The 24,397-nt window shown below is 33.8% G+C and carries 22 protein-coding genes; 1 reads left to right on the forward strand and 21 read right to left on the reverse strand.

Annotation, left to right across the window (positions count from 1 at the left end):
- The first annotated feature begins 66 nt into the window (after window positions 1-66).
- Window positions 67-555, forward strand: coding sequence for a YslB family protein (locus tag ACE83Q_RS03780; protein WP_409022775.1), 489 nt, complete (start codon window positions 67-69; stop codon window positions 553-555).
- A gap of 55 nt (window positions 556-610) precedes the next feature.
- Here ACE83Q_RS03780 and trxA read toward each other — a convergent pair whose 3' ends face one another.
- The 21 genes from trxA to mutS all read right to left on the reverse strand — a co-directional run bounded on the left by trxA (window position 611) and on the right by mutS (window position 24,371).
- On the reverse strand, window positions 611-922 hold the full coding sequence (trxA, locus tag ACE83Q_RS03785) for a thioredoxin (RefSeq protein WP_409022776.1): 312 nt from the start codon (window positions 920-922) through the stop codon (window positions 611-613).
- A gap of 85 nt (window positions 923-1,007) precedes the next feature.
- Window positions 1,008-3,365, reverse strand: coding sequence for an endonuclease MutS2 (locus tag ACE83Q_RS03790; RefSeq protein WP_409022777.1), 2,358 nt, complete (start codon window positions 3,363-3,365; stop codon window positions 1,008-1,010).
- A gap of 19 nt (window positions 3,366-3,384) precedes the next feature.
- Window positions 3,385-3,912 carry a CvpA family protein gene (locus ACE83Q_RS03795; protein WP_409022778.1) on the reverse strand — a complete coding sequence of 176 codons (528 nt, stop codon included), beginning with the start codon at window positions 3,910-3,912 and terminating at the stop codon, window positions 3,385-3,387.
- Between the two features lie 4 nt (window positions 3,913-3,916).
- Window positions 3,917-4,171 (reverse strand): cell division protein ZapA, encoded by a 255-nt coding sequence (zapA, locus tag ACE83Q_RS03800; protein ID WP_409022779.1) that lies wholly within the window; start codon window positions 4,169-4,171, stop codon window positions 3,917-3,919.
- 145 nt (window positions 4,172-4,316) lie between these two features.
- Window positions 4,317-4,610 carry a DUF1292 domain-containing protein gene (locus ACE83Q_RS03805; protein WP_409022780.1) on the reverse strand — a complete coding sequence of 98 codons (294 nt, stop codon included), beginning with the start codon at window positions 4,608-4,610 and terminating at the stop codon, window positions 4,317-4,319.
- 14 nt (window positions 4,611-4,624) lie between these two features.
- The gene (gene ruvX / locus ACE83Q_RS03810) at window positions 4,625-5,059 is read right to left on the reverse strand and encodes a Holliday junction resolvase RuvX (protein WP_409021430.1); all 435 of its coding nucleotides are present in this window, start codon (window positions 5,057-5,059) and stop codon (window positions 4,625-4,627) included.
- Window positions 5,060-5,067: 8 nt separating this feature from the next.
- Entirely contained in the window at window positions 5,068-5,328 is a 261-nt protein-coding gene (locus ACE83Q_RS03815) for an IreB family regulatory phosphoprotein (protein ID WP_409021431.1), read from the reverse strand.
- 147 nt (window positions 5,329-5,475) lie between these two features.
- A complete protein-coding gene (alaS, locus tag ACE83Q_RS03820) occupies window positions 5,476-8,133 on the reverse strand; it encodes an alanine--tRNA ligase (protein ID WP_409021432.1) in 2,658 nt (885 codons plus the stop codon).
- Between the two features lie 274 nt (window positions 8,134-8,407).
- Window positions 8,408-9,733 carry a DEAD/DEAH box helicase gene (locus ACE83Q_RS03825; protein WP_409021433.1) on the reverse strand — a complete coding sequence of 442 codons (1,326 nt, stop codon included), beginning with the start codon at window positions 9,731-9,733 and terminating at the stop codon, window positions 8,408-8,410.
- Between the two features lies 1 nt (window position 9,734).
- The gene (locus tag ACE83Q_RS03830; protein ID WP_409021434.1) at window positions 9,735-10,688 is read right to left on the reverse strand and encodes a DHH family phosphoesterase; all 954 of its coding nucleotides are present in this window, start codon (window positions 10,686-10,688) and stop codon (window positions 9,735-9,737) included.
- A gap of 15 nt (window positions 10,689-10,703) precedes the next feature.
- Window positions 10,704-11,384, reverse strand: a complete 681-nt coding sequence (locus ACE83Q_RS03835) for a metal-dependent hydrolase (RefSeq protein ID WP_409021435.1) — start codon at window positions 11,382-11,384, stop codon at window positions 10,704-10,706.
- 57 nt (window positions 11,385-11,441) lie between these two features.
- Entirely contained in the window at window positions 11,442-12,584 is a 1,143-nt protein-coding gene (dinB, locus tag ACE83Q_RS03840; protein ID WP_409021437.1) for a DNA polymerase IV, read from the reverse strand.
- Between the two features lie 258 nt (window positions 12,585-12,842).
- Window positions 12,843-13,553: a B3/4 domain-containing protein gene (locus ACE83Q_RS03845; RefSeq protein WP_409021439.1), complete on the reverse strand. Its 711-nt coding sequence runs from the start codon at window positions 13,551-13,553 to the stop codon at window positions 12,843-12,845.
- A gap of 148 nt (window positions 13,554-13,701) precedes the next feature.
- Window positions 13,702-15,189: a glucose-6-phosphate dehydrogenase gene (zwf, locus tag ACE83Q_RS03850; protein WP_409021440.1), complete on the reverse strand. Its 1,488-nt coding sequence runs from the start codon at window positions 15,187-15,189 to the stop codon at window positions 13,702-13,704.
- A 164-nt stretch (window positions 15,190-15,353) separates the two neighbouring features.
- Window positions 15,354-15,716 carry a preprotein translocase subunit YajC gene (gene yajC, locus ACE83Q_RS03855; RefSeq protein ID WP_409021441.1) on the reverse strand — a complete coding sequence of 121 codons (363 nt, stop codon included), beginning with the start codon at window positions 15,714-15,716 and terminating at the stop codon, window positions 15,354-15,356.
- An 83-nt stretch (window positions 15,717-15,799) separates the two neighbouring features.
- Window positions 15,800-16,945, reverse strand: coding sequence for a tRNA guanosine(34) transglycosylase Tgt (tgt, locus tag ACE83Q_RS03860; protein WP_409021442.1), 1,146 nt, complete (start codon window positions 16,943-16,945; stop codon window positions 15,800-15,802).
- A 15-nt stretch (window positions 16,946-16,960) separates the two neighbouring features.
- A complete protein-coding gene (queA, locus tag ACE83Q_RS03865) occupies window positions 16,961-17,998 on the reverse strand; it encodes a tRNA preQ1(34) S-adenosylmethionine ribosyltransferase-isomerase QueA (RefSeq protein ID WP_409022807.1) in 1,038 nt (345 codons plus the stop codon).
- Between the two features lie 20 nt (window positions 17,999-18,018).
- The gene (ruvB, locus tag ACE83Q_RS03870) at window positions 18,019-19,035 is read right to left on the reverse strand and encodes a Holliday junction branch migration DNA helicase RuvB (protein WP_409021443.1); all 1,017 of its coding nucleotides are present in this window, start codon (window positions 19,033-19,035) and stop codon (window positions 18,019-18,021) included.
- Window positions 19,036-19,050: 15 nt separating this feature from the next.
- Complete coding sequence (ruvA, locus tag ACE83Q_RS03875) at window positions 19,051-19,665, reverse strand: Holliday junction branch migration protein RuvA (RefSeq protein WP_409021444.1); 615 nt, start codon at window positions 19,663-19,665, stop codon at window positions 19,051-19,053.
- A gap of 136 nt (window positions 19,666-19,801) precedes the next feature.
- The gene (gene mutL, locus ACE83Q_RS03880; protein ID WP_409021445.1) at window positions 19,802-21,775 is read right to left on the reverse strand and encodes a DNA mismatch repair endonuclease MutL; all 1,974 of its coding nucleotides are present in this window, start codon (window positions 21,773-21,775) and stop codon (window positions 19,802-19,804) included.
- A gap of 16 nt (window positions 21,776-21,791) precedes the next feature.
- Entirely contained in the window at window positions 21,792-24,371 is a 2,580-nt protein-coding gene (gene mutS, locus ACE83Q_RS03885; protein WP_409021446.1) for a DNA mismatch repair protein MutS, read from the reverse strand.
- Window positions 24,372-24,397: the final 26 nt, after the last annotated feature.

Raw genomic sequence — 24,397 nt, forward strand, 5'->3', positions numbered from 1 at the left:
TCAATATCATCTAATCTTAAATAACGGTATAATACTTGTATATTATATATCTAGAGGGAGATCCATATGAAACCAAATTTGATTGAAAATTTATTATCTGCTGACAACAATGATACATTCGCATATGAACTTATTCGTGATAGTTTAATACCAGAAGTGATTGGTACAGATACAACAATTTTATACTGGGTTGGTAAAAAAATGGCCCGCAATGCTAACTTAGCTAATATTGCAGACCTTATTACCTTTTTTGAAAAGGCAAACTGGGGTACCCTTGAAGTAGTTAAAGAAAAAAAAGACAAGCAAACTTGGTTACTATCTGGTAGTATTGTTACCTTCAGACAGAATCAGATTAAGTCTGCTGATTTTAACCTAGAAGCTGGGTTTATTGCTGAAACTATCCAAATTCAAAGTGGTTTCACATCAGAAACAATAATTGAAAATCAAAATAATAAATCTGGTGTTTCAATTATTGTTCAAACTGATTTAAAAGATCCTAATATGACAGAACCAACTGACCAATTTCACTTCGAAGAAGCAACTGAAACTGAATAATTATCGAATAGATAATTAAAAAGAGCTGACTTTAAAAGTCAGCTCTTTTTAATTACTAAATATATTGTGCTAAAACTTCTTTAACCTGATCTTTTGAATGATAACCGACGATTGTATCAACAACTTCGCCATCTTTTTTAATCATTAAAGTTGGAATACTCATGATACCAAAAGATTGTGCTGTTGCTGGATTTTGATCAATATCCATTTTAGAAAATTTTACTTTATCGCCCATTTCTTGTTCTAAATCTTCAATAGCTGGCGATTGCATACGACAAGGACCACACCATGTTGCCCAAAAATCTGTCAATGTTACACCTGAATCTGTTACTTTTTCAAATTCTTTATCTGTAATTGCTTGTACCATTTGAATTCCCCCTTTTGTTATTTATGTGACCATCATATCAAAGAAAATAATACTACGCCACATTTTTGCTTACAAAAAGTAAACGTCACTTGAATTCTACGATAGTTGCACCATTTCCACCAGCATTGGGTGCTGCAAATTCAAATGATTTAACATGACGATTAGATTTCAAATAATCTGTTATTCCAGTTCTTAAGGCACCAGTCCCTTTACCATGAACAATAGTGACAGACGCATATCCAGCAAGTAAGACAGAATCAATATACTGATCAACTTGGCTCATTGCATCATCATATCGCTGACCACGAAGATCAAGCGATGTTGAAACGCTCGTTGAAGCTGCATTTTTAAAAATGGTTCTATCCTTTTTGTCATTCTCGATATGAACCTTTTGAAGATCATTTTCATTAATTTTCATTTTTAGAATACCAAGCTGAACTTCCCACTCTGTCTTACTCATTTTTTTAACTAGAACACCTTGTTGACCATAAGTTTTAACTAAGACATCGTCGTTCACATGGAATTCTTGTTTATTTTTAGCTCGTTGTAGGACCTTATTTTTCTTCAAAGCATTCGTTGGTTGATGCATTTGTGATAATTGTGATTTTGCATCAATTAATTCATGTTCTTTAACAGCTTGTCCTTGAAGCATCTGCATTTGGCGAATCTCTTTTATAATTTTATCTGCATTTATTTCAGCTTCTGCTACGATTTCATTAGCTTTTTCCTTAGCTTTATCCGTCATTGACTCTCTTTGTGCAACAAACTCAGCATACTGTTTTGCAAGATCATCATGCAATTTTGTTGAATCTTCTAGTTGTACTTTTAATGCCAGTGTCTCATCTTCTGCCTTTTTTCGCTTACTCATTAAGTCAGAAATCATTTCATTCAAATCCTGGCTATCTTGATTGGTCAAGTTTTGAGCTTGATCAACAACATTTGACGCTAACCCAATTTTACGAGAAATATCAAAAGCATTACTACGACCAGGGATTCCAATTAATAATCGATAAGTTGGTTGTAACGTTTCACTATCAAATTCCATACTAGCATTAATTGTTCCAGCACGATTAAACCCATACGCTTTTAATTCAGGATAATGTGTTGTGGCAACTGTATAACTACCTTTTTCTCCAACAGCATCAAGAATTGCAATGGCCAAAGCTGCACCTTCTTGTGGATCCGTTCCAGCTCCTAATTCATCAAATAAAACTAATGAATGTTCGTTAATATTAGCTAAAATAGAAACGATATTAGTCATATGGGCAGAAAACGTACTTAAGCTCTGTTCAATCGATTGTTCATCACCAATATCTGCGAAGATATCTTCAAAAATACCAATACGACTACCTTCATTTGTTGGAATATTTAAACCTGATTGTCCCATCATCTGAATTAAGCCTAATGTTTTTAACGTAATTGTTTTACCACCAGTATTAGGTCCCGTAACAACTATTGCTTGATAATCTTTTCCTAACATAATATCGTTAGCAACTACTTTTTTGCTATCCAATAAAGGATGACGTGCTTGTCTTAAAAATATATCATTCTCCACACTAATCGTTGGTTCAGTTGCCTTAATTGAGCTTGCATATTGTGCTTTTGCGTTAACAAAATCAAAATGTCCCAAAATATAAGCATTTTCTAAAATTTCTGCTGTAAAAGGTGCAACTAATGCAGACAACTCTGCCAAAATACGACGTTCTTCATCTGCTTGAGCAAGTTGCTGTTCACGTAAATGATTATTCATCTCAACTATTGCTTGTGGTTCAATGAATAAAGTCTGTCCTGTTGCGCTTTGATCATGAACAGCGCCACCAAATTGACCACGATATTCTGCCTTAACAGGGATAACATAACGTTCATTTCTAATTGTAATTAATGTTTCACTTAAATATTTAGCACTTTTGCCACGCGTAAATTCTTGTAATTTAGCTCTAATGGCACTTTCCGAGCGTAAAATATTTTGTCGAATATTATGCAATACTGGTGAAGCCTCATCAGTAATGTGACCATCATTTTCAATTGACTGATTCAACCTACGATTAATTTCAGGTAGATTTTCAAGCTTTTCTATCCATTCAAATAATCTCGTTAATTCAATTTCAGAATCTGCTAAATCTTTAAAAAATAATTTAACTTCATTAGTCGTTCGCAGAACACGACCAACAGCAGACAGCTCTTTACCATTCAAAGAAGCTCCCATATCTAACCGTTTCATATGTGGCTTAACGTTGACTAATTGTGGTAAAGGAATGCCACCGCGGAGTCGCAATATTTTCACAGCATCTTGTGTTTCGTCTAAATCTTTTTGGATTTTTTCGAGATTAATCATCGGTTCTAATCCCTTAACTTCTTCTTGTCCAGATTCAGTAGATATAAATGTTTGAATTTGTTGTTTAACTTTTTGATATTCTAATGTCTTTAATCCTTTTTCGTTCATACTTTAATTCTCCTAACATTTAATCTGTAGATGATGCATTTGTAATAAACATTTTTTTAGCTATTGTTGGCGTATCTGTTAGTATTTTTTGAGCAACTGTCGATTCTAAAACAGCTTCATTAACTTTTTGATTAGGCCAAGCCGACAAAATAATTAACCCAATAAAAATAAAAACAAACATCAGTAAAACTGACAGAACCCCACCAATTAGTGAATTCACCTGATGAATAACTGGTAATTTTGTAACAGAATTTATTACTCTAATAATACCTCTAATGAGTATACCGCCAACCACAAATAAAGCCGCAAATACAATCATCGAATAAAAGTTAGTCTGAAGATGGTTCGTAATAGATGTCTTATCAGTCTCCATAATTTTAGGGAAACGTTCTCCCAGCCAAATAGTAACAGGATTTGTTAAAACTTTAGCAAATAAATAGATAGCGATAAATCCTACAATTCTCAAAAGCGTTAATACTAATCCTTTTCTATAACCGTTAAAAAACGACACAATTAATAAAAAGATAACAATTAAAGACACTGTCATAATATTACTCCTTTACTTGTGTTTCACCATTAAGTTCATTTAATTTTTCTTGTAATTTAATTTGATCTGAAACTGCGTTGATAGCTACTAATATCGCTACTTGTTCATCATCTATCTCAGGTAGCATGTCCTTCACTGATTGAAATTCATTTTTCACCAATGTTGCTACGGCGTCCATGTGTGTGTCTGATTCTGATCCAATAATGGTATACACTTTTTTACCGATTTTAGTCTTATATCTATTCTTTTGATTTTCCAATGAACACCCTCCTTACATTTAATCATTTAAAAATAATTTTACCACGAATTGATCAAAAGAGATACGCGTATCACAGTCCATAATATATAATTTAAAACAAAATAAAAAAGTTAAACCAATTTGGCTCAACTTTTTAAATAATCTTCTATTGCATACTTTCATCTGAAAGGAAGGTATTCAAAACTTCTTCTACCATATCCCATTCATCATCGTCTTCGATTGGTTCTAAATCACTTTCAGTTGCTTCACCATTCTCATTAGGACTAAATGAGTAAGCTTGAATTTCAACCTCTTCATCAGCTTCTGAGCCAAGTGGATAAAGCATAATATATGATTTATTGTAATCATCAGATTCGAAGGTAAACAGAACTTCAAAAAGTGTTTCATTACCATTATCATCTACTAATGTAATCTGTTGGTTTTCTTCTTCATTATTCATATTGTGACCTCACTTTATTCTTTAGTTAATTTGCCTTTACCATCTAAATAGTTCTGTAAAATTAGGCTTGCAGCAAGTTTATCAATAACTTTTTTTCTTTTTTTTCTTGATGTATCAGCCTGTTCAACAAGCATACGTTCTGCCTCAACAGTTGTCAACCGTTCATCTTGAAAATCAATTGGTAAGCCAAAAGTTTCAACTAATAACTCACCGTACTTTTGCGCAGCTTCAGCACGAGGTCCTAATGAGTTGTTCATATTTTTGGGTAATCCGAGTACAAAGCCAGTTACTTCATACTCTGTAACCAATTCTTTGACACGTTCAATACCAAAGTCACTTCTGTCTTCATTAATACGAATAATTTCAACGCCTTGGGCAGTCCATCCTAATAAATCGCTCATTGAAACGCCGACCGTTCTTGAACCAATATCCAAGCCCATTAATCTCATTTAATTTCCTACTTTTCTTCTGTATTTAAGTAATTTTTAACTAACTCTTCAACAATTTCATCACGTTCATATTTTCTAATTAAATTACGTGCGTCATTAAATCTAGGAATATAAGCAGGATCGCCCGATAACAAATAGCCAACAATCTGGTTAATAGGGTTGTACCCTTTTTCTTCTAATGATTGGTAAACAGTTACCAATGTATCGTGGACATCTTTTTTATTACTTTCGTCAAAATTAAAGAACATTGTTTTATCTAATGAACTCATAACGTGGCACCCCCATCAATTTATTAACCTAGTTCTATTCTACTAAAAAATGGGCCATTCGACAATCAAAACAGGCTGATGTAATCAAGCCGTAATATAATAAAGAGTATTCATCTATTTATTATTAGATAAATACTCCTTTAATTATTATTTGGTTTGATTATTTAACCAATTTGCTGCTTCTTTGATTGCATCAGTTAAACCTGCTGGATTTTTACCACCTGCTTGAGCTAAGTCTGGTCGGCCACCGCCGCCACCGCCAACAAGTGGCGCAATCGTCTTAATTAAATCACCTGCTTTTAATCCCGATTTAATACCATCAGCACTAACTGCCGTAATTAAATTGACTTTACCGTCATCACTTGTTGTTCCAATAGCCAAAACATCTGATAATTCTTGTGTCTTCCATTGGTCAGCCAACTGACGTAACTGAGACATCCCTGAAACAGAAACTTTTGCTGCAATTAACGTTTTACCATTAATTTCTTGTTTATTTTTGAAAACATCCCCAGCTTGTTGGCTGGCAATTTTATCTTCAAACGCTTGAATTTGTTGTTCACTTATTTTTAAAGCACTTTGTAATTGTTCAATTTTATTTGAAACTTCTGCGACTTTGTTTACTTTTACTTGTTGTGCTACTGTTTCTAAGAGCTCACTACGTCCGTTTAAGAAATCAAAAGCTTCTTTAGAAGTTACGGCTTCGATACGACGAACGCCGGCACCAACACCTGATTCAGAAATGATTTTAAATAAGCCAATTTCACTCGTATTTGAAACATGCGTACCACCACAGAATTCAATTGAATAATCGCCAATTTTCACCACTCGCACAATTTTTCCATATTTTTCTGAGAATAAAGCAATAGCTCCCATATTCTTAGCAGATTCAATATCTGTTTCGACAGTTTCAACAGCTAACTCAGCCCAAATTTTATCATTAACAATTTTTTCTACTTGTTTTAACTGTTTCTCTGAAACAGAACCAATATTTGTAAAATCAAAACGTAGATATGTGGGTTCGACTAATGACCCAGCTTGATGTGTATGTTCGCCTAGAACATCTCTCAATGCTTGATCAAGTAAATGAGTTGCCGTATGATTTTTTTCAACTTTTTTATGGAAATCTTGATTAATTTCTAGTGTCACTAATTGGTCCTTTTGCATTGGTGCAAGAACTTTAATAGCATGTAAATTTTGTCCATTAGGGGCATGTTGAACCTCTTCTACTTCAGCAATAACATTACCTTCTGTATCTTTGACAGTTCCTTTATCAGCAACTTGTCCACCCATTTCAGCGTAAAATGGTGTTTTTGAAAAAATAACTTGGGCGTTGTCACCTGGTTTTATGTTATCTACTAATTTGTTATCCACAATTAAATCAACCACTTTGGCGTCATCCACATTAGCTTGTGTATAACCAACATATTCACTAATTGTTTTAATATCTGTTAACATACCATTTTGAACACCCATTGATTTAGCATTACTACGCGCAGCACGAGCACGATCCTTCTGCTGTTGCATTTCAGTGTTAAAACCTACTTGATCTACAGATAATCCTTCATCTTCAGCATATTCTTTCGTTAATTCAAATGGGAAACCATAAGTATCATACAATTTAAAGACGCCAGCACCAGATAACTCTACTTTATTTTCCTTTTTAGTCGTTAAAATAAGATTGTTTAATAACTGCAATCCATCTTTTAACGTTTCATTAAATCGTTCTTCTTCAGAACGAACAATTTTAGAAATATACTCTGATTGCTCTAAAACTTCTGGATAATAATCCTTCATAATATTACCAACAACAGGTACAAGTTGCGTTAAAAATGAACCTTCTATCCCTAATTTTTGGCCATGCATTACTGCACGACGAATTAATCGACGAATAACATAGCCACGTCCTTCATTAGAAGGCAGCGCTCCATCACCAATGGCGAATGAAATTGCACGCGCATGATCTGCAATAACCTTAAATGAAATATCATCTTGGGCATTATCATCATATTTTTTATTATTACTCATTTTTTCAGTTGCATCAATTAATGGTAAGAATAAGTCTGTTTCAAAATTAGTTTTTGCATTTTGGAAAATCGAAACAACACGTTCTAAGCCCATCCCTGTATCAATGTTTTGATGAGGTAGTGGTTCATAAGTGTTTTCAGGTGTGTGATTAAATTCAGAGAACACGATATTCCAAACTTCTAGATAACGTTCATTTTCGCCACCAGGATAATTTTCAGGATCGTCTTCAGCTAAGTTATTAAAACTTTGTCCACGATCATAAAAAATTTCTGTATCAGGTCCACTAGGTCCTTGTCCAATATCCCAAAAATTATCTTCTACTTCTACTAGATGATCCTTTGGTAACTTAACTTCTTCTAACCAGATACGTTTTGCTTCCAAATCTTTTGGATAAACAGTAACGTATAGTCTTTCAGCATCAAATGCGAACCATTTTTCACTTGTTAATAGTTCCCAAGCCCAATTAATTGCTTCTGGTTTAAAATAATCCCCAATTGAGAAATTACCTAACATTTCGAATAACGTATGATGACGTGCTGTTTTACCAACATTTTCAATATCATTCGTACGAATACTTTTTTGGGCATTCGTAATTCTAGGATTTTCTGGTACAACTGATCCATCAAAATATTTTTTTAAAGTTGCGACACCGGAATTGATCCACAGTAATGTAGGATCATCTACAGGTAGTAATGAGGCACTAGGTTCAATTGTATGGCCTTTTTCTTTAAAGAAATCTAAATACATTTGGCGTATTTCAGTACTAGTCATTTTTTTCATAAGTGTGACTTCCCTTCTATTTTTAAGCAAAAAACACCGCTGCGAGTAAGGACGCTTATAGCGCGGTACCACCTTACTTGCAACGATGTTTTAGTCGTTTACCTCTTAAACTCGATAACGTTGAGTGGACGTCATTCTATTAATACTTAGCACAAGGCAGCTTTTTAAATAATCATTTCTCTCAGCAAATGAAATGTTTCTGTTAGGCTATTTAAATTTATCCCTGTTTCTAATAAAAATTATATTGAAATCGACTCAAATTGTCAAATTAAGCTTACGACTCTTTACGATTTTGTTTTCTGTTAACTCGGCGATCCATTTGGTCTTTACGTTTAATTGCTTTTTGAATCTTTTTCTTGTATCCAGGTTTACGTTTTTTCTTCTCTTTTTTAACCATTCCTTTGATTACTGGAGCTAAAGGATCTTTGGTTTGTTTACGATTTTCACGACGGTTACGATCATAAGAATCAACGATTTCACCTTTTTTAATATCTTTAGGTGCAAATTTAATACCCATTGCTTCTAACTCAGCAATTTTATTTTCTTCATTTGGTTCATATAACGTCATCGCAATACCACTCAAACCGTTACGACCAGTACGTCCAACACGATGAATGAAGAATTCTAAATCATTTGGAATATCATCATTTATGACATGTGAGACACCCTCAATATCAATTCCACGCGCTGCCAAATCAGTTGCGACAACATATTGAAAATCTAAATTTTGAACTTCTTTCATGACACGTTTTCGTTCACGAGCTGGCACATCACCATGAATTTTAGCAACTTTTAAATTCTTACCACGTAAATACTCAACAATTTCATCAACACGTGTTTTTGTATTTGCAAAAATAAGTGCGATATATGGTTGTCCCATCGTAATTAATTGATAAATAACTTCATTACGATCATGACCCTTCGTTGGAATAATCCAGTTTTCAATCGTATCACTAATAACTGATTTAGCTGCAATTTCTTCAACTACCGGGTTCTTCATATATTTCTTTAAAAATGGTTGTAATTTTTGTGGAATAGTTGCTGAAAAAACCATCATTTGAAGATCAGAAGGTAATGCAGATGCAATTTGATCAGTTTCTTTCAAAAAGCCTAAATCAAGTGTCATATCTGCTTCATCTACAACTAAAGTTGATGCATTATGAATATCTAAAGCGTTACTGCTCATTAAATCAGCAATACGTCCAGGTGTCCCAATAACAATTTGTGGTTGTCTTCTACTTAATTTATCGATTTGACGTTGTTTATCTGTCCCACCAACATAATTTTGAATATGAATAGGTTCGGGACTAAATTCTGCCAATTGCTTAGCAGCTTCATAAATTTGGTAAGCAAGTTCACGACTTGGTGTCGTAATAACTGCTTGAACCGTATTATTTGAAGGATCAAGTTGATTAAAGATTGGTAATAGGAAAGTATGTGTTTTACCACTACCCGTTTGTGATTGACCTACAACGCTTTTACCCTTTAAAACAACTGGTATTAATCGTTGTTGAACTTCTGTTGGTACATTAAAATGAATTGCTTCAATCGCTTTTAAAAGATACGATTTCAATCCAAAATTTTTAAAATTTTCTGGCATTTTATTCTCCCGTATATGTCTTAGCTAAATCATCAAGTGATTTAACTATTTCTTCGTACTCTGCTTGGTCTTTGGCTCTTGCACCACTGGCCATGGGATGTCCACCACCATCATGCTCTTTTGCTAACTGATTGATTACAGGACCTTTTGATCGTAATCGAACGCGATAGCTACCATCCTTTTGCTGCACAAAAATTGCCCAACATTGAACTTCAATAATTTTACCTGGTAAAGGTACAATTTGAGATGAACCAGCATCGCCCAACTCTATTGAATCTAGATAGTCATGTGTCAATATGACATATGCTGCTTTATGTTCTGTAATAACTAAATTATCATATACATATCCTGATAACTTAGCTACACCTGCGGTAATATTGTCCATTTTTTGGTTTATTTTAGTAGTTGAAAAATGATAGGTCATTAATTCAGCAACCACTTGCATCGTATGTGCGGTTGTTGCTGAATACATGAATCGGCCTGTATCGCCAACAATTCCGGCGTATAACATCCTAGCCGCATCATCAGTAACTACAAGTTCTCCACCAACGCCATCAACTAAATCCATAACTAATTCAGAACTACTTGATGCATTTGTTTTCACCCAAACTAAATCACCATAAACGTCTTCATTGGGATGATGATCTAATTTAATTAGGTAGGCACCACTTGTATATCGATCATCTTCAACTCTTGGACGATTAGCCGTATCAATTACGATAACGAGTGCATTATTATACGTCTCGTCAGAAATTTCATCTTGATCGCTAATCCACGCTAATCCAGCTGAGGGTGCACCAACTTGATAAACCTTTTTGTCAGGAAAACTGGCACGAATAATTGCTGCTAACCCAGATTGAGATCCAATTGCATCAGGGTCCGGGCTTTGATGACGATGAATAATAATCGTATCAAATTGTTTAATTTTTTTTAAAATTTCTAACTCAATTTTCACTTAAATGACTCCTTCTTAGAACTCAAATGGAATATCAATCTCGGGAATAATCCCCACACCATCATTCAATAATTGAACAAATTCAACTGGATTTTGTTCAATTTTGCTAAACGTATTGTAATGAATTGGAACAACTTTTTTTGCCTGTACGAATTCAGCTGCAATTGCAGCATCTTCTAAACCCATTGTATAAGTATCACCAATTGGTAAAAATGCTAAATCAACTGGTTCCATATGATTAACTAATTTCATATCTGAAAATAAAGCCGTATCTCCTGCATGATACAAGACTTTTCCATCAATATGCATTTCAAACCCTGCAGCAACACCTAATGTTCTCGCTGTACCCTCAATTACCAAGGCAGCAGTATGCCACGCGGGAATAAGTTTTACCGAACCGAAAGGTAATTTAAGCTGACCACCAAAATTTAAGGGCTCAACAATTAAACCTTCATCTTCAAAATAATTAGCTAAGTCGTTGATTGTAACGACTTTAGCCCCTGATTTTTTTGCTAACTCAATTGTATCACCCACATGATCGTAGTGTGCATGCGTCACTAAAATATAATCTGGATTTAATTCTTCAATAGTCGTTTTAACTAACGGATTATCCTTAATGAATGGATCAATTAAAATTGTCAACTTATCGTCAGTCACAATTTGAATACTAGATTGTCCAAGCCATGTAATTTTCATGTTTAGTCTTCTTTCGTTTCCAAAGTTGCTCTTAAGTATAACGGTTATTGAGGCCAATTACAAAGGCTGTTTTGTGTCTTTTTTCCCAAATAATGGTAGTTTCATATTTTCAAAACCAATTGGTGCTAAATTTGTCATTGTTAATCCAAGTAACCTGATTCCCTTTTCTGCACCCAAAATATCGTCAAAAATCTGTCGTCCATAAAAATAAATAGTTGCTGCATCATTACGAATAAATTCTTCCAATGTTAATCTTTTTGTTAACGTTGTAAAATCTTGATAGCGAACTTTAATGACTAACGTTTTCCCATGTTTTTGTTGTTTACTCAATGTTTCTGAAACTAAATGTGCAATATACCTAAGTTGTGTTTCAACTTCATCCGTTGTCATCAATAACTTACCGTATGTTCGCTCGCTACCAATCGATTTTCTCTCTCTTTGCCACTCGACTGGCCGATCATCAACACCACGTACTCGTTTATATAAGAAGTAACCTAATTTACCAAATTGTTGAATTAATTCAACTTCAGATTTTTCTAATAATTCTTTTCCAGTAAGGATACCTTGATCAATCATTTTAGGTTCAGTTTTTTTGCCTACGCCTCTAAATTTACCAATTGGCAATTCAGATAAAAAAGGAATGACATCTTCTGGCAGAATTAACGTCATTCCAGCCGGTTTATTATAATCAGACGCTAATTTTGCTAAAAATTTATTATAAGAAACACCAGTTGAACAGGTTAAATGTAATTTTTGATATATTTCTCTTTGAATCATGTGCGCTGCTTGAATAGCACTTTTAATTTCTTTTTTATTCTGTGTAATATCAAGATAGGCTTCATCAAATGCGATTGGCTCAATCATTTCTGTATATTCATGAAATATTTCATGAAGCTGTCTTGAAACTTCTTTATATAGTGTAAAATCAGGCGATTTGAAGATAGCTTTTGGACAAATTTCATAAGCTTCTTGAGCCGCCATAGCAGAATGAATACCTAATTTTCTTGCCTCATAATTTGCTGTAGCGACAACACCGCGACCACCATTTTTTCTAGGATCCTGAGCAATAACTAATGGTTGTCCAATAAATTCAGGATGTTCACGCTCTTCAATTGACGCATAAAAAGCATCCATATCGACATGGATAATTTTTCTTTTTAATAAATTATCGTCTATTGTAATACCATTTAATTCAGCCATTAGTCCCACATCCTTTTCATATAATTTTACACGAACGCACGTTCCTTTTCAAATTAATTGCTCTTTATTCTCCATTAACAATAAACCCATAATTCCAATTTCTATTAGCTTTATGCCATTTAATCAAAACTAAATATATGTTTAGTTTTCTCAAAGATGTTAGTAACCGCCAACATTATTTAAGCCCACTTGATAATATGATATAAAAATACCTCATTATCGTTAAACTTATGTTTAACAATTATGAGGTACTTCATATTATTCACCTATAACGGAATTATTCTTATTTAATTTAAAAATTTTACCTTCTACATTAAGATTATCTTTAATAGACTTTTGTAATTGTAACATTGCCTCATCAATAATTTCATTCTGTTCTTTATTGACAGATTCCATTACCATAACAGCATTTTTTGTATCATCTGTTAACATTGTTCTTTTACCATCTCGCCAATTTAAGCATCTGCAAACTGCTCCATCATCATCATAATATAAAACTTCGCCAAGCAGAGCTGGTTCATTTTTATCATCACCTAAAGGATAAAAAGCTTCTCCACCTTTAGCAACACCTAAATGAAGATCTCCTTTGATAGCATCTGTATCTTCACCACCAACAGGCACACCATACTCTAATGAAATACTATTATATAAATCAACAAGTGGATTTATTGAACCCACACCTTTACCTTGATCAACTCGTTTAAGTAAAGCTTCAATTGATGAACGGGCACCTTTTTTCTTCTTAAAATTTTGGTATGCTTCACGCCAATTAGCCACGACTAAATTGTCTTTGAATGATTCATTTGTTAAATATTTTTGAGCTTTATCCCCAGCTTGTTCAAGCATGTTATCATAAAAATCGGTTTGATTTTCTTTAGGGTGATTATCTATATCTTTTAAAAGCATAATATTAATTTGTGCATCTGGAAAGATGTTCCAAAAATCTTCATCTATAATAATTTTATTCATCATTACTCTCCTTATAAATTTATATTTTTAAAATCGCTTTCATACTATAAATATTCTTATATTTTGTCTATCAAAATAATATTTCCCTAAATAATTAAAAATTATCATGCAAGAGTTACCTCGATTAATACCGAGGGACTAACGTCTTTTACTTTTTAGGATCGTAAATCCAGTAATTACCATCATCTGTTAACAATTTATCTGAAGCCGTTGGACCCATCGAGCCACTTAAATAGTTAGGGAATACCGTTTTATCATCGTTATCGTTATTCCATGTCTCTAAAATCACATCGGCTACATTCCATGCCTTAGCAACTTCATTCCAATGAGCAAAATTAATTGCATTTCCATCTAAAGCATCCAAAATTAACTTTTCGTATGCTTCTGGTGTTTTAGCTTTTGTTTCAGGTGAATTAACATAATCTAAATTCGTTTTATTTGTGTTAAACCCTTGCCCAATTTCTTTAGTATTAATCGTCAATCTAAATCGTTCATCAGGTTCAACTGTAATTGTTAATACATCTTTGCCTAAATGTTCATGTTCAGCACTTGTTCCGAAAATATTTTTTTCAACATTTTTAAAAACAATATTGATTTCAGTATTTTTCTCGACAAGACGTTTACCACTTCGAACATAAACTGGCACACCAGCCCAACGATCATTATCAATCATTAAACGACCAGCAATAAATGTTTCAATCATTGAATCAGGTGAAATCTGTTTTTCCTCACGATAAGCCTTTTCGGTTCCTGCCTCATTTGCACCATATTGTCCACGAACAAAGTTTTTATTAACTTCATCAGGTTTTAAGATACGAATTGCTTTTAAAGCCTTTAATTTTTCTTTACGAATTTCTGATGCAACAAATTCTTTTGGCATGTCCATTGTTAATAATGAGACGACTTGCATAATATGATTTTGGAACATATCACGCATAGCACCACTCGTTTCATAGTACCCACCACGTTCTTCAACACCTAATGATTCACTCAACGTTAATTGAATATTATCAATATATTTATTATTCCACAATGTTTGCGTAATAATATTACCAAAGCGAATTGCTGGAATATTTTGAATCATTTCTTTACCTAAATAATGATCAATTCTAAATATTTGATCTTCATCAAAGGTATTTGTAATTTCATCATTTAACTTTTTAGCACTTTCAAAATCGCGACCAAATGGTTTTTCAATAATTAAACGGTTAAATCCATTTTTAGTTACTAAATTTTGTGACCCTAAATGAGTCGCAATCGTACCAAAAAATTGAGGTGACATTGCCAAGTAGAACATACGGTTACCCTCAATTTGGTATTTTTCATCAAGTTTATCTGCTAATTTTTTTAAAGTTATATAATGCGCAACATCAGTGACATCATGTGATTGATAATAAAAATGTGATACGAAATCAGCAATTTTATTAGCATCATCGCTAACATTAACTAAAGATTCAGTAACAACGTTTTGATAAAAAACATCTGTCCAAGGACGTCTTGCAGTCCCAATTACAGCAAAATTAGCATCTAAAAATCCTTTTTCAAATAGTTTGAAAAGAGATGGATACAATTTTCGCTTTGCTAAATCACCGGTTCCGCCAAAGATAATAAATAAGGCCTTTTGTTGAGTTTCCATTATTCCACACCACTCTCGTTTTTGAGGTTTCAGTCCTCTTTATTAGTAAAATCAATAATATAAGTTTACATTTTATTAGTAAAATAAACAAGAAAGTTGGTCTTAAACTAGACAATAAAAAAAGTATTAACTTTGATTAGCTCAAAGTTAATACTTGAAAATAATTATTTTTCGTCAGAAGAGAATTTATCTTCTTCAGTTTTTGTTTCAATAACTGCATCAGTAGTTGTTTCTTCTTTAACTGCAGCTGCTGGTTCTACTTTAACTGCGGCAGGAAGGACACGTGCGATTGCTGAACGTTCAAATGTTAAGAAAATACCGTCACAATCAAGTGTAACAGTTTTTGCCTCTTCATCAAAACTATCAATAACGCCGTGTAAACGACCAATAGTTACTACTGCATCCCCAGGTTTTAATTGGTTCATCATATCTTGTTGTTTTTGTTGTTGTTTTTTTTGTGGACGAATCATCATGAAATACATCAAGACGAATAAAGCCACAATCATTAAAATACTACTATATTGCATTAATAAGTCACCTCTATTTCTTTTTTCTTACTACACAAGGGTATCAAACTTATTGACTGAACACCACAGTTATTCAAAAAAATTTAAAAATTCTTAGGATTTTTATCATAAAATCCATATTGTTCAAAAAATGCTTCACGAAATTCTAATAAGTTGTCATCCATAATAGCTTGACGAACATCAGCCATTAAGTGTGTTAAAAAATACAAATTATGATAACTAGTTAAACGAATACCAAATGTTTCATCTGCTTTAATCAGGTGACGTAAATAAGCACGCGTATAATTCTTACATGTATAACAATCACAGTTTTCATCTAATGGTCTAAAGTCTCGTTCATATTTCGCATTTTTCACAACAACACGGCCCATTGAAGTCATTGTTGTCCCATTTCTAGCAATACGCGTTGGTAACACACAGTCAAACATATCAATTCCACGTAACACCCCGTCAATCAAGGCGTCAGCTGAACCAACACCCATTAGATATCGTGGCTTGTCTTCTGGTAACAATGGTGTTGTGAAATCTAAAACACGGTTCATTTCAGCTTTTGATTCCCCTACCGATAAACCACCTATTGAATAACCAGGGAAGTCCATTGAAACTAAATCACGTGCACTTCGTTCTCTCAAATTTCGATGACCGCCACCTTGAACAATTCCAAATAAAGCTTGTTCTTTCGGATTCAAATGAGCTTCAAGTCCTCTTTCAGCCCAGCGACTTGTCCGATCAACTGATTTGCTAATATAGTCATAACTTTCAGAAAATGGTGGACATTCATCAAAACTCATCATAATGTCTGCACCTAAAGCATTTTCTATATGAATCGCTTTTTCTGGTGATAAGAATAATTTTTCTCCGTTTAGATGACTTCTAAATTTGACGCCTTCCTCGCTAATATCACGCATTTTTGCTAATGAAAATACTTGAAAGCCACCTGAATCAGTCAAAATACCTTTATCCCAATTCATAAATTTATGTAACCCACCAGCTTCTTGTACGACATCTTCACCAGGGCGCAACCATAAATGATAGGTGTTTGATAAGATAATATTAGCACCAAGTTCGTCTAATTCTTCAGGTGCCATTGATTTAACAGATGCTAATGTACCTACGGGCATAAACATTGGTGTTGGGAAAGTTCCGTGAGGTGTAATAATTTCACCAAGTCTGGCACCTGTCCGTTTGTCTTTTTTGATTAACCGATACTTAATTGCAGGCTCTACCATTATTAATTCTCCATCCTATTTAATATACATTGCATCGCCGAAACTAAAGAATCGATATTTAGAATCAACTGCATGTTTATAAGCGTTTAAAATATTTTCTCTTCCAGTAAATGCTGCAACCAACATTACTAATGTTGATTTTGGTAAATGAAAATTAGTTATAAATCCTTCAACAACTTTGAATTCATATCCTGGTTTAATGAAAATTTCCGTCCAACCACTGTCAGCTTGAATAGTGCCCTTAAATTTTGAGCCAATTGTTTCAAGTGTCCGAATTGTGGTTGTTCCTGTCGCAATAATTTTACCACCTGATTTACGAACGTCATTTAATTGTTGAGCTGCATCCTCAGTTAAACGATAAAATTCACTATGCATTTTATGGTCTGCAATATTCGTTTCACTAACAGGTCTAAATGTCCCTAATCCAACATGTAACGTTAAATAAACAAGATGAACCCCTTTAGCTTCAATCTTTTCTAATAATTCATTTGTAAAATGTAATCCAGCTGTAGGCGCTGCTGCCGATCCAACTTCCTTTGAATAAACCGTTTGATACATTTCTTGATCTTCAAGCGTTTCTTTAATATAAGGAGGCAGTGGCATTTCACCAAGTTCATTCAGAATTTCCATAAATATACCATCATATTCAAAACGAATCATTCGGCCGCCATGTTCCAACTCTTCAATGATAGTTGCCGTTAAGCGGCCATCACCAAAGCTAATCACAGAACCAACTTTCATTTTTTTAGCTGGCTTTACTAACGTCTCCCAGTTATCACCATCCGTATTATTCAATAGTAATACTTCAATATGACCACCAGTATCAGGTCTAATTCCATGAATTCTGGCAGGCATGACACGTGAATCATTCATCACAAGAGCGTCCCCAGCATTTAATTGGTCAATTACATTATAGAAATAATCATCCTTGATTTCACCTGTCTCATGATCCAAGATTAACATCCGAGATGTATCACGTTCTTCTAAGGGTGTTTGCGCAATTAATTCTTGAGGTAATTCATAATCAAAATCTTCAGTACTTAGTTGTTTAATCAAAATATTGTCATCCTTCTCTATTTATTCTCGTTAAAGTCATAAGGTCGATTCAAATGTTCGTAAGCTTCCATTGTTGCAACTCGCCCTCTTGGTGTTCGTTTTATAAAGCCAATTTGCATTAAATAAGGTTCAACCATTTCAGCGATGGTCTCTGTTTCTTCCCCTATATTGGCTGCTAACGTACTCAACCCAACTGGACCACCTTGATAGAAATCAATCATAGTCTCTAAAAGTTTGCGATCTGTTTCATCTAATCCACGGTTATCCACAGCAAGTAAATTTAACGCATGATCAGCCGTTGCTTGGTTAATTTCACTTTGGTCAGAAACTTCTGCAAAATCACGAACTCTTTTTAATAAGCGATTCGCAATTCGTGGTGTCCCACGTGAGCGCCGAGCTAACTCATGAGCGCCACTTTCTTCAATTTTTGTATTGAAAATATCTGCTGATCGAATGACAATTTCTTGCAAATCAGATTGATTATAATAAGCCATATGTTCAACAATCCCAAATCGATCTCGTAGCGGTGCTGATAGAAGTCCCGCCCGTGTTGTTGCACCAATCAAGGTGAATGGTGGTAATGGAAAATGAACGGGATGTGCAGTTGGACCTTGTCCAACAACAATATCTACAAAAAAGTCTTCCATTGCTGAATACAACATTTCTTCAACCATTTTAGGTAACCGATGAATTTCATCAATAAATAAGACATCACCAGGTTGTAATTCATTTAAAAGTGCCACAAGATCTCCAGATTTTTCAATTGCTGGTCCACTAGTTGTTTTAATTTGCACTTGCATTTCGTTGGCAATAACCATTGCAAGTGTCGTTTTACCTAATCCAGGTGGTCCATATAACAATACATGATCAAGTGCCTCTTCACGTTGTCTAGCAGCTTGGATATACACACTTAATTCATTTTTAACCTTATCTTGACCAATGTATTGTGATAAAAATTGGGGACGAAGTGACTTTTCAATGGATTCTTCCTGATTATCTTCCGGTTCATTCGAAATAATCCGTTGTTCTGTCATTTTATCAACCTCCTTTTATTTTTTCATTAATAATTTTAAGCCTTCTCGTAGATAAGCATCCGTTGAGTCTGCTTCGAATGATTCTAGATTCTTACTAATAGCCTTAATCTCACGTTGAGAATATCCTAAAGCAGATAAAGCTTCAAGACTTTCTTTCATAAATGGTGATGCTTGTGCCGGAATGAAATCAAGCGATTGTTGTCCTGGCATTGTGGTTACTTGACCTTCAATATCATCTAATTTACCTTTTAAATCAAGCACGATTTGTTGTGCTGTTTTTTTACCAACACCTGGGAATTTAATTAAATAACTAACATCTTCTGTATTAATTGCATTAACTAATCCACGATGATCATCATTGGCTAAAATTGCAAGCGCACTCTTAGGACCAATTCCTGAAACATTCAATAATTTTTCAAATAATTTTTTTTCATCTAAATCGTAAAAACCAAATAGCGTCATATCATTTTCACGAATGGCCTGATAAACAAAAATTTTAACAACTTTTTTTGGATCTTCTTGGTATCTAAATGGGTTAGCAACAAAAATTTGATAACCTATTCCATTAACTTCTAAAACAAGATAAAAAGGTGTTACAGCCGTTATCTGGCCCATAAAATACTCATACATATTATTTTCCCACTTTTCCTAATCTACATGAATCTACTTTTAATAGTGTACCATAGACCACTTATTTATACAGTCATCGCTTTCCTCACAAAAAAATCAATTACTACCAAATATTTGGCAATAATTGATTCTTAGCCTAACCCTCATGACCGGTTTGATGTGAATCTTGAATCCGTTTAAAGAAGTGTTCCATGTCTTGATTGGAAAAATGAACTAAAACTGGTCGTCCATGTGGACAATTAAATGGATTTCCAACATTTTTTAGCTCTCTTATCAATGCCTTAGCTTGTCGATCATCTAGGTGATGATTTGCTTTGATTGCTCTCTTACAACTCATCATAATAGCCGCTTTCTCTCTAAATTCAGCAATCACTATTTTTCCGTCTGCAAGTAAGTAATCAATCATTTCTCGAATCGTACTTTCTTCTTGTCCTTCTTTAAACCAGGTTGGATGCTGTCTAATAATGAAACTATTTTGTCCAAAGGGTTCAAGAATGAGTCCGATTTTTTCCAATATATCAGTATGTTCAGTAATAATCATAGCTTCACTTACTGTATATTCTAGAACAATCGGTACCAATAAATTTTGCAAATCACTAGAAACGTCACCAATTTGTTTACGATAAAACTCATAATTAATGCGTTCCTGTGCAGCATGTTGGTCTAATATATATAACCCATCTTCTGATTCAGTAAATAAATAGGTCCCATGCATTTGACCAATATATTTTAAATCAGGAAATCGCTGTTCACTCTTTTTTGTAACAGCTGTTTCTTCATCATTCTCTTTTTGTACATCGCCTGTTTCATCTGGCTTAACAACAGAAAATGGTGTCACATTAATTTCATTAGTATACTGTCTCTCAAATGCGCTAACACGTTTCGAATCCAATTGTTCAGCAACTTGAATTGAGATTGGTTCAATATTCTTTGATAAATGATTTAAATTTTCGCCAATTGTAATCTTAGCTTTACCACTTGTTACTGCATTGGTTTGTATTGATGAGAATTTAGGCTTAGCTTGATATTTACTTGAGGCTTCATTCAAATCAAATTGCAATTGATCCGTATCTATTTTTTCACGTTTCTTAGAACTTAAATTTTCTAATGCTTCCGGAATTAAATTTTCTTCAGCAATACGTTCATAGATAATCTTTTTTATAAGTTCAGTTAATTCTGGTTCTTTACTCAATCTTACTTCCTGTTTAGTTGGGTGAACATTCACATCAACTAGCATGGGATCTAATTGAATATTCAAAATTGTAATTGGATAGCGTCCAACCATTAATTTTGATCCATATCCTTTAATGATTGCTTTATTTAAATTAATATTTTTTACATAACGCCCATTTATTAAAATAGATATAAACTGTCGGCCAGCACGCGTTAATTCTGGTAGCGATGTATAACCACTAATCTTGAAATCTAAATCATGGCCATTAAATTCAAGCATTTGGCGTGCACTTTTGACCCCATAGATAGCTGAAATGGTTTGTTTTAATTGGCCATTTCCAGTTGTTCTCAAGACTTCTTTACCATCATGTGTTAAAGAAAACGAAATATTTGTATGACTCATTGCTAGTCGGTTCATCATATCGCTAATAATTGACATTTCAGTTTGCAAAGACTTTACATATTTTAACCGAGCAGGCGTATTGTAAAATAAATCAGAAACAGTTATTTCTGTTCCTTTACGACTAGCAGATGATTTTTCATCCACTACCTCACCACCGTTAACAGCGATAACAGCCCCAGGTTGTCCCTCGATAGCTGTATTCAAAGTCACTTTAGCAACTGATGCAATACTAGGTAAAGCTTCACCACGAAATCCTAACGTACTAATTTTAAATAAATCTTCTCTTGAAGTAATCTTACTTGTAGCATGACGTTTAAAAGCATTCTTCAGTTGGGATGCCTCAATGCCATCTCCGTTATCAATGACTTGAATTAATTTAAGCCCAGCTTCCTCAACAACTACATCTACTTGTGTCCCATTCGCATCAATCGCATTTTCAACTAGTTCTTTTACAACAGATGCAGGTCTTTCGACCACTTCACCAGCAGCTATTTGATCCGCTAAAATTGTGGGCAGTTCAATTATTTTTGTCATTCATTCACCTTCAGTTCTATCCGTTCAATTTTTCTTGCCAATCATATAAAACGTTCATAATATCTCTTGGCGTCATATTCATCAAGTTAAGTGCTTTAAGTTCATCCACAACTGCTAACTGGTCCTTTGACAAGTCTTCGTTAACAAATAAAGATAACTGTGTATCATCTTCATTGATAGTTGTTGGTAATTCTTTTTTACTATCTGCTTGTTTATTTTTTAGCTCTAAATCATCTAAAATTAATGTTGCGCGGCTTAATAATTCTGCTGGCATTCCCGCCAATTTAGCAACGTGAATCCCATAAGATTTATCTGCAGGTCCTTCTTGAATTTTATGTAAGAAAATTAATTCACCATTTTCTTCAATAGCACCTACATGGACATTTTTTAAAGAACTAACGGTTTCTTCAAGTATCGTTAATTCGTGATAATGTGTTGAAAAGAGGGTTTTGGCATGTACATGTTTATCCACATACTCAATAATCGCTTGTGCGAGTGCCATACCATCGTAAGTTGCCGTTCCCCTACCAAGTTCATCAAATAAGATTAAACTATTCTCAGTCGCATTTTCTAAGGCTTGATTAGCTTCTTTCATTTCGACCATAAACGTACTTTGGCCTGAAATTAAATCATCTGCTGCACCAATCCGAGTAAATATCTGGTCAAATATTGGCATTTTAGCCGCCTCTGCAGGTACAAAACAACCGACTTGAGCCATCACAACTGTTAAAGCTAATTGACGCATGTACGTACTTTTACCTGACATATTAGGTCCTGTAATCAATAAAATATCAAGTGTTTCAGGCATTCTAACATCATTTGGTATATAGCTTTGTTTGCCCATCACCTTTTCAACTACAGGATGCCAACCAGCTGTGATATCCAACTGATGACCTTCTTTTAATAATTGTGGTTTCACAAAATGTGAGTCTTCACTAACAACTGCGAAACTTTGTAAAACGTCTAACGTAGCAATTCCTTGAGCTAATATCTGTAATCGTTCAATTGATTTTTTAACAATATCTCTAATTTCGACAAATAATTTATATTCTAAATCCGTTGCTTTACTCTCGGCACCTAAAATAATACTTTCGCGCTCTTTCAATTCAGGTGTGATATAACGTTCTGCATTAGTTAACGTTTGCTTCCGTTCATAACGATCTTTGGGAACATTAATGATATTAGATTTTGTCACTTCAATAAAATAACCAAAAACACGGTTAAATCCAATTTTAAGATTTTTAATCCCGGTTAAATCTCTTTCTTTGGCTTCCATCTCAGCTAACCATTGTTTACCATTTTTCATTGCATCTTGATAAATATCTAACTGATCATTATACCCCGGTTTAAAAAGGTGTCCATCTGTCACAGATAATGGCGGTTCATCAACAATAGCACGTTCAATTAAATTAGATATATCATCGACTGGATCTAATTTATTGATAACATCGGAAAAAGTACCATCGTCAATTTCGTCTAAAACATATTTAATTTTAGGAACCTGTCTAAGCGATAATTTAAGTTGAACTAAATCTCGCCCATTTACGCTACCAAAAGCGACACGTCCTGCCAATCTTTCTAAATCATAAACTTTAACTAACTCTTCTTGTAACGTGCTTCTTTCAAAATAATGGTTAATCAATAAATCAACTTTATTTTGACGGTCTAAAATTTCAGCATAATTAATAAGAGGTCTATCAATCCACTGTTTAAGTAAACGACCACCCATAGCTGTTTTTGTATCATCTAATAGCCACAATAATGTTCCTTGTTTTTTGCCTGTTCGAATATTTTGCATTAATTCTAAATTATATTTTGAATAATGATCCATTTTCAAGAAAAAATCAGGCTCATAATGAACTGCTTTTTGTAAGTGATCTAAACTTCGTTTTTGTGTAACTGAAAGATACGTTAACAAGTCAGTTACAACCGAGATTTCTAGTGAATCTGTTAAATCTTGAATTGCATAACTTGATTCAGCATGATTTTCAACAATTTCTTGTTTAGAAAGCATAATATTTAGTTTTTCTAATGTTTCAATTGTTGAATCAGACAAACTATCATTAATCACGATTTCTTTAGTTCTTAAACTCATTATTTCATTAATTAAATTATCTAAATCATCTAAGCGACTTGTTTTCAATTCACCTGTTGATAAATCAACATAAGCAAATCCAAAGCTACTATTGTCTTCTATAATAGCTGTTAAATAATTATTTTCTTTAGACTCCTTCGCACCGTTATCCATCGTTGTTCCCGGTGTTACAAGCTGAATAACTTCACGTTTAACCATACCTTGAGCTAATTTAGGATCTTCAACTTGTTCACATATTGCAACTTTATATCCTTTTTCAACTAAAATATCGATATAATTTTGAGCAGCATGGTGCGGTACGCCACACATTGGAATAGGATCATCAGCTTTTTTATTACGTGTCGTTAACGTTAATTCGAGTAATTGTGACCCTTTAACAGCATCATCATAAAATAGTTCATAAAAATCGCCAAGACGATAAAACAAAAAAGCATCAGGATACTGTGCTTTAATGTCAAAATATTGTATCATCATTGGCGTTAGTTTTGTTTTTTGCGGCATAGTCGAGATGCCCTCCTATCTCTAAA

The organism is Dellaglioa kimchii (assembly GCF_046115505.1).
Lineage (GTDB): Bacteria > Bacillota > Bacilli > Lactobacillales > Lactobacillaceae > Dellaglioa > Dellaglioa kimchii.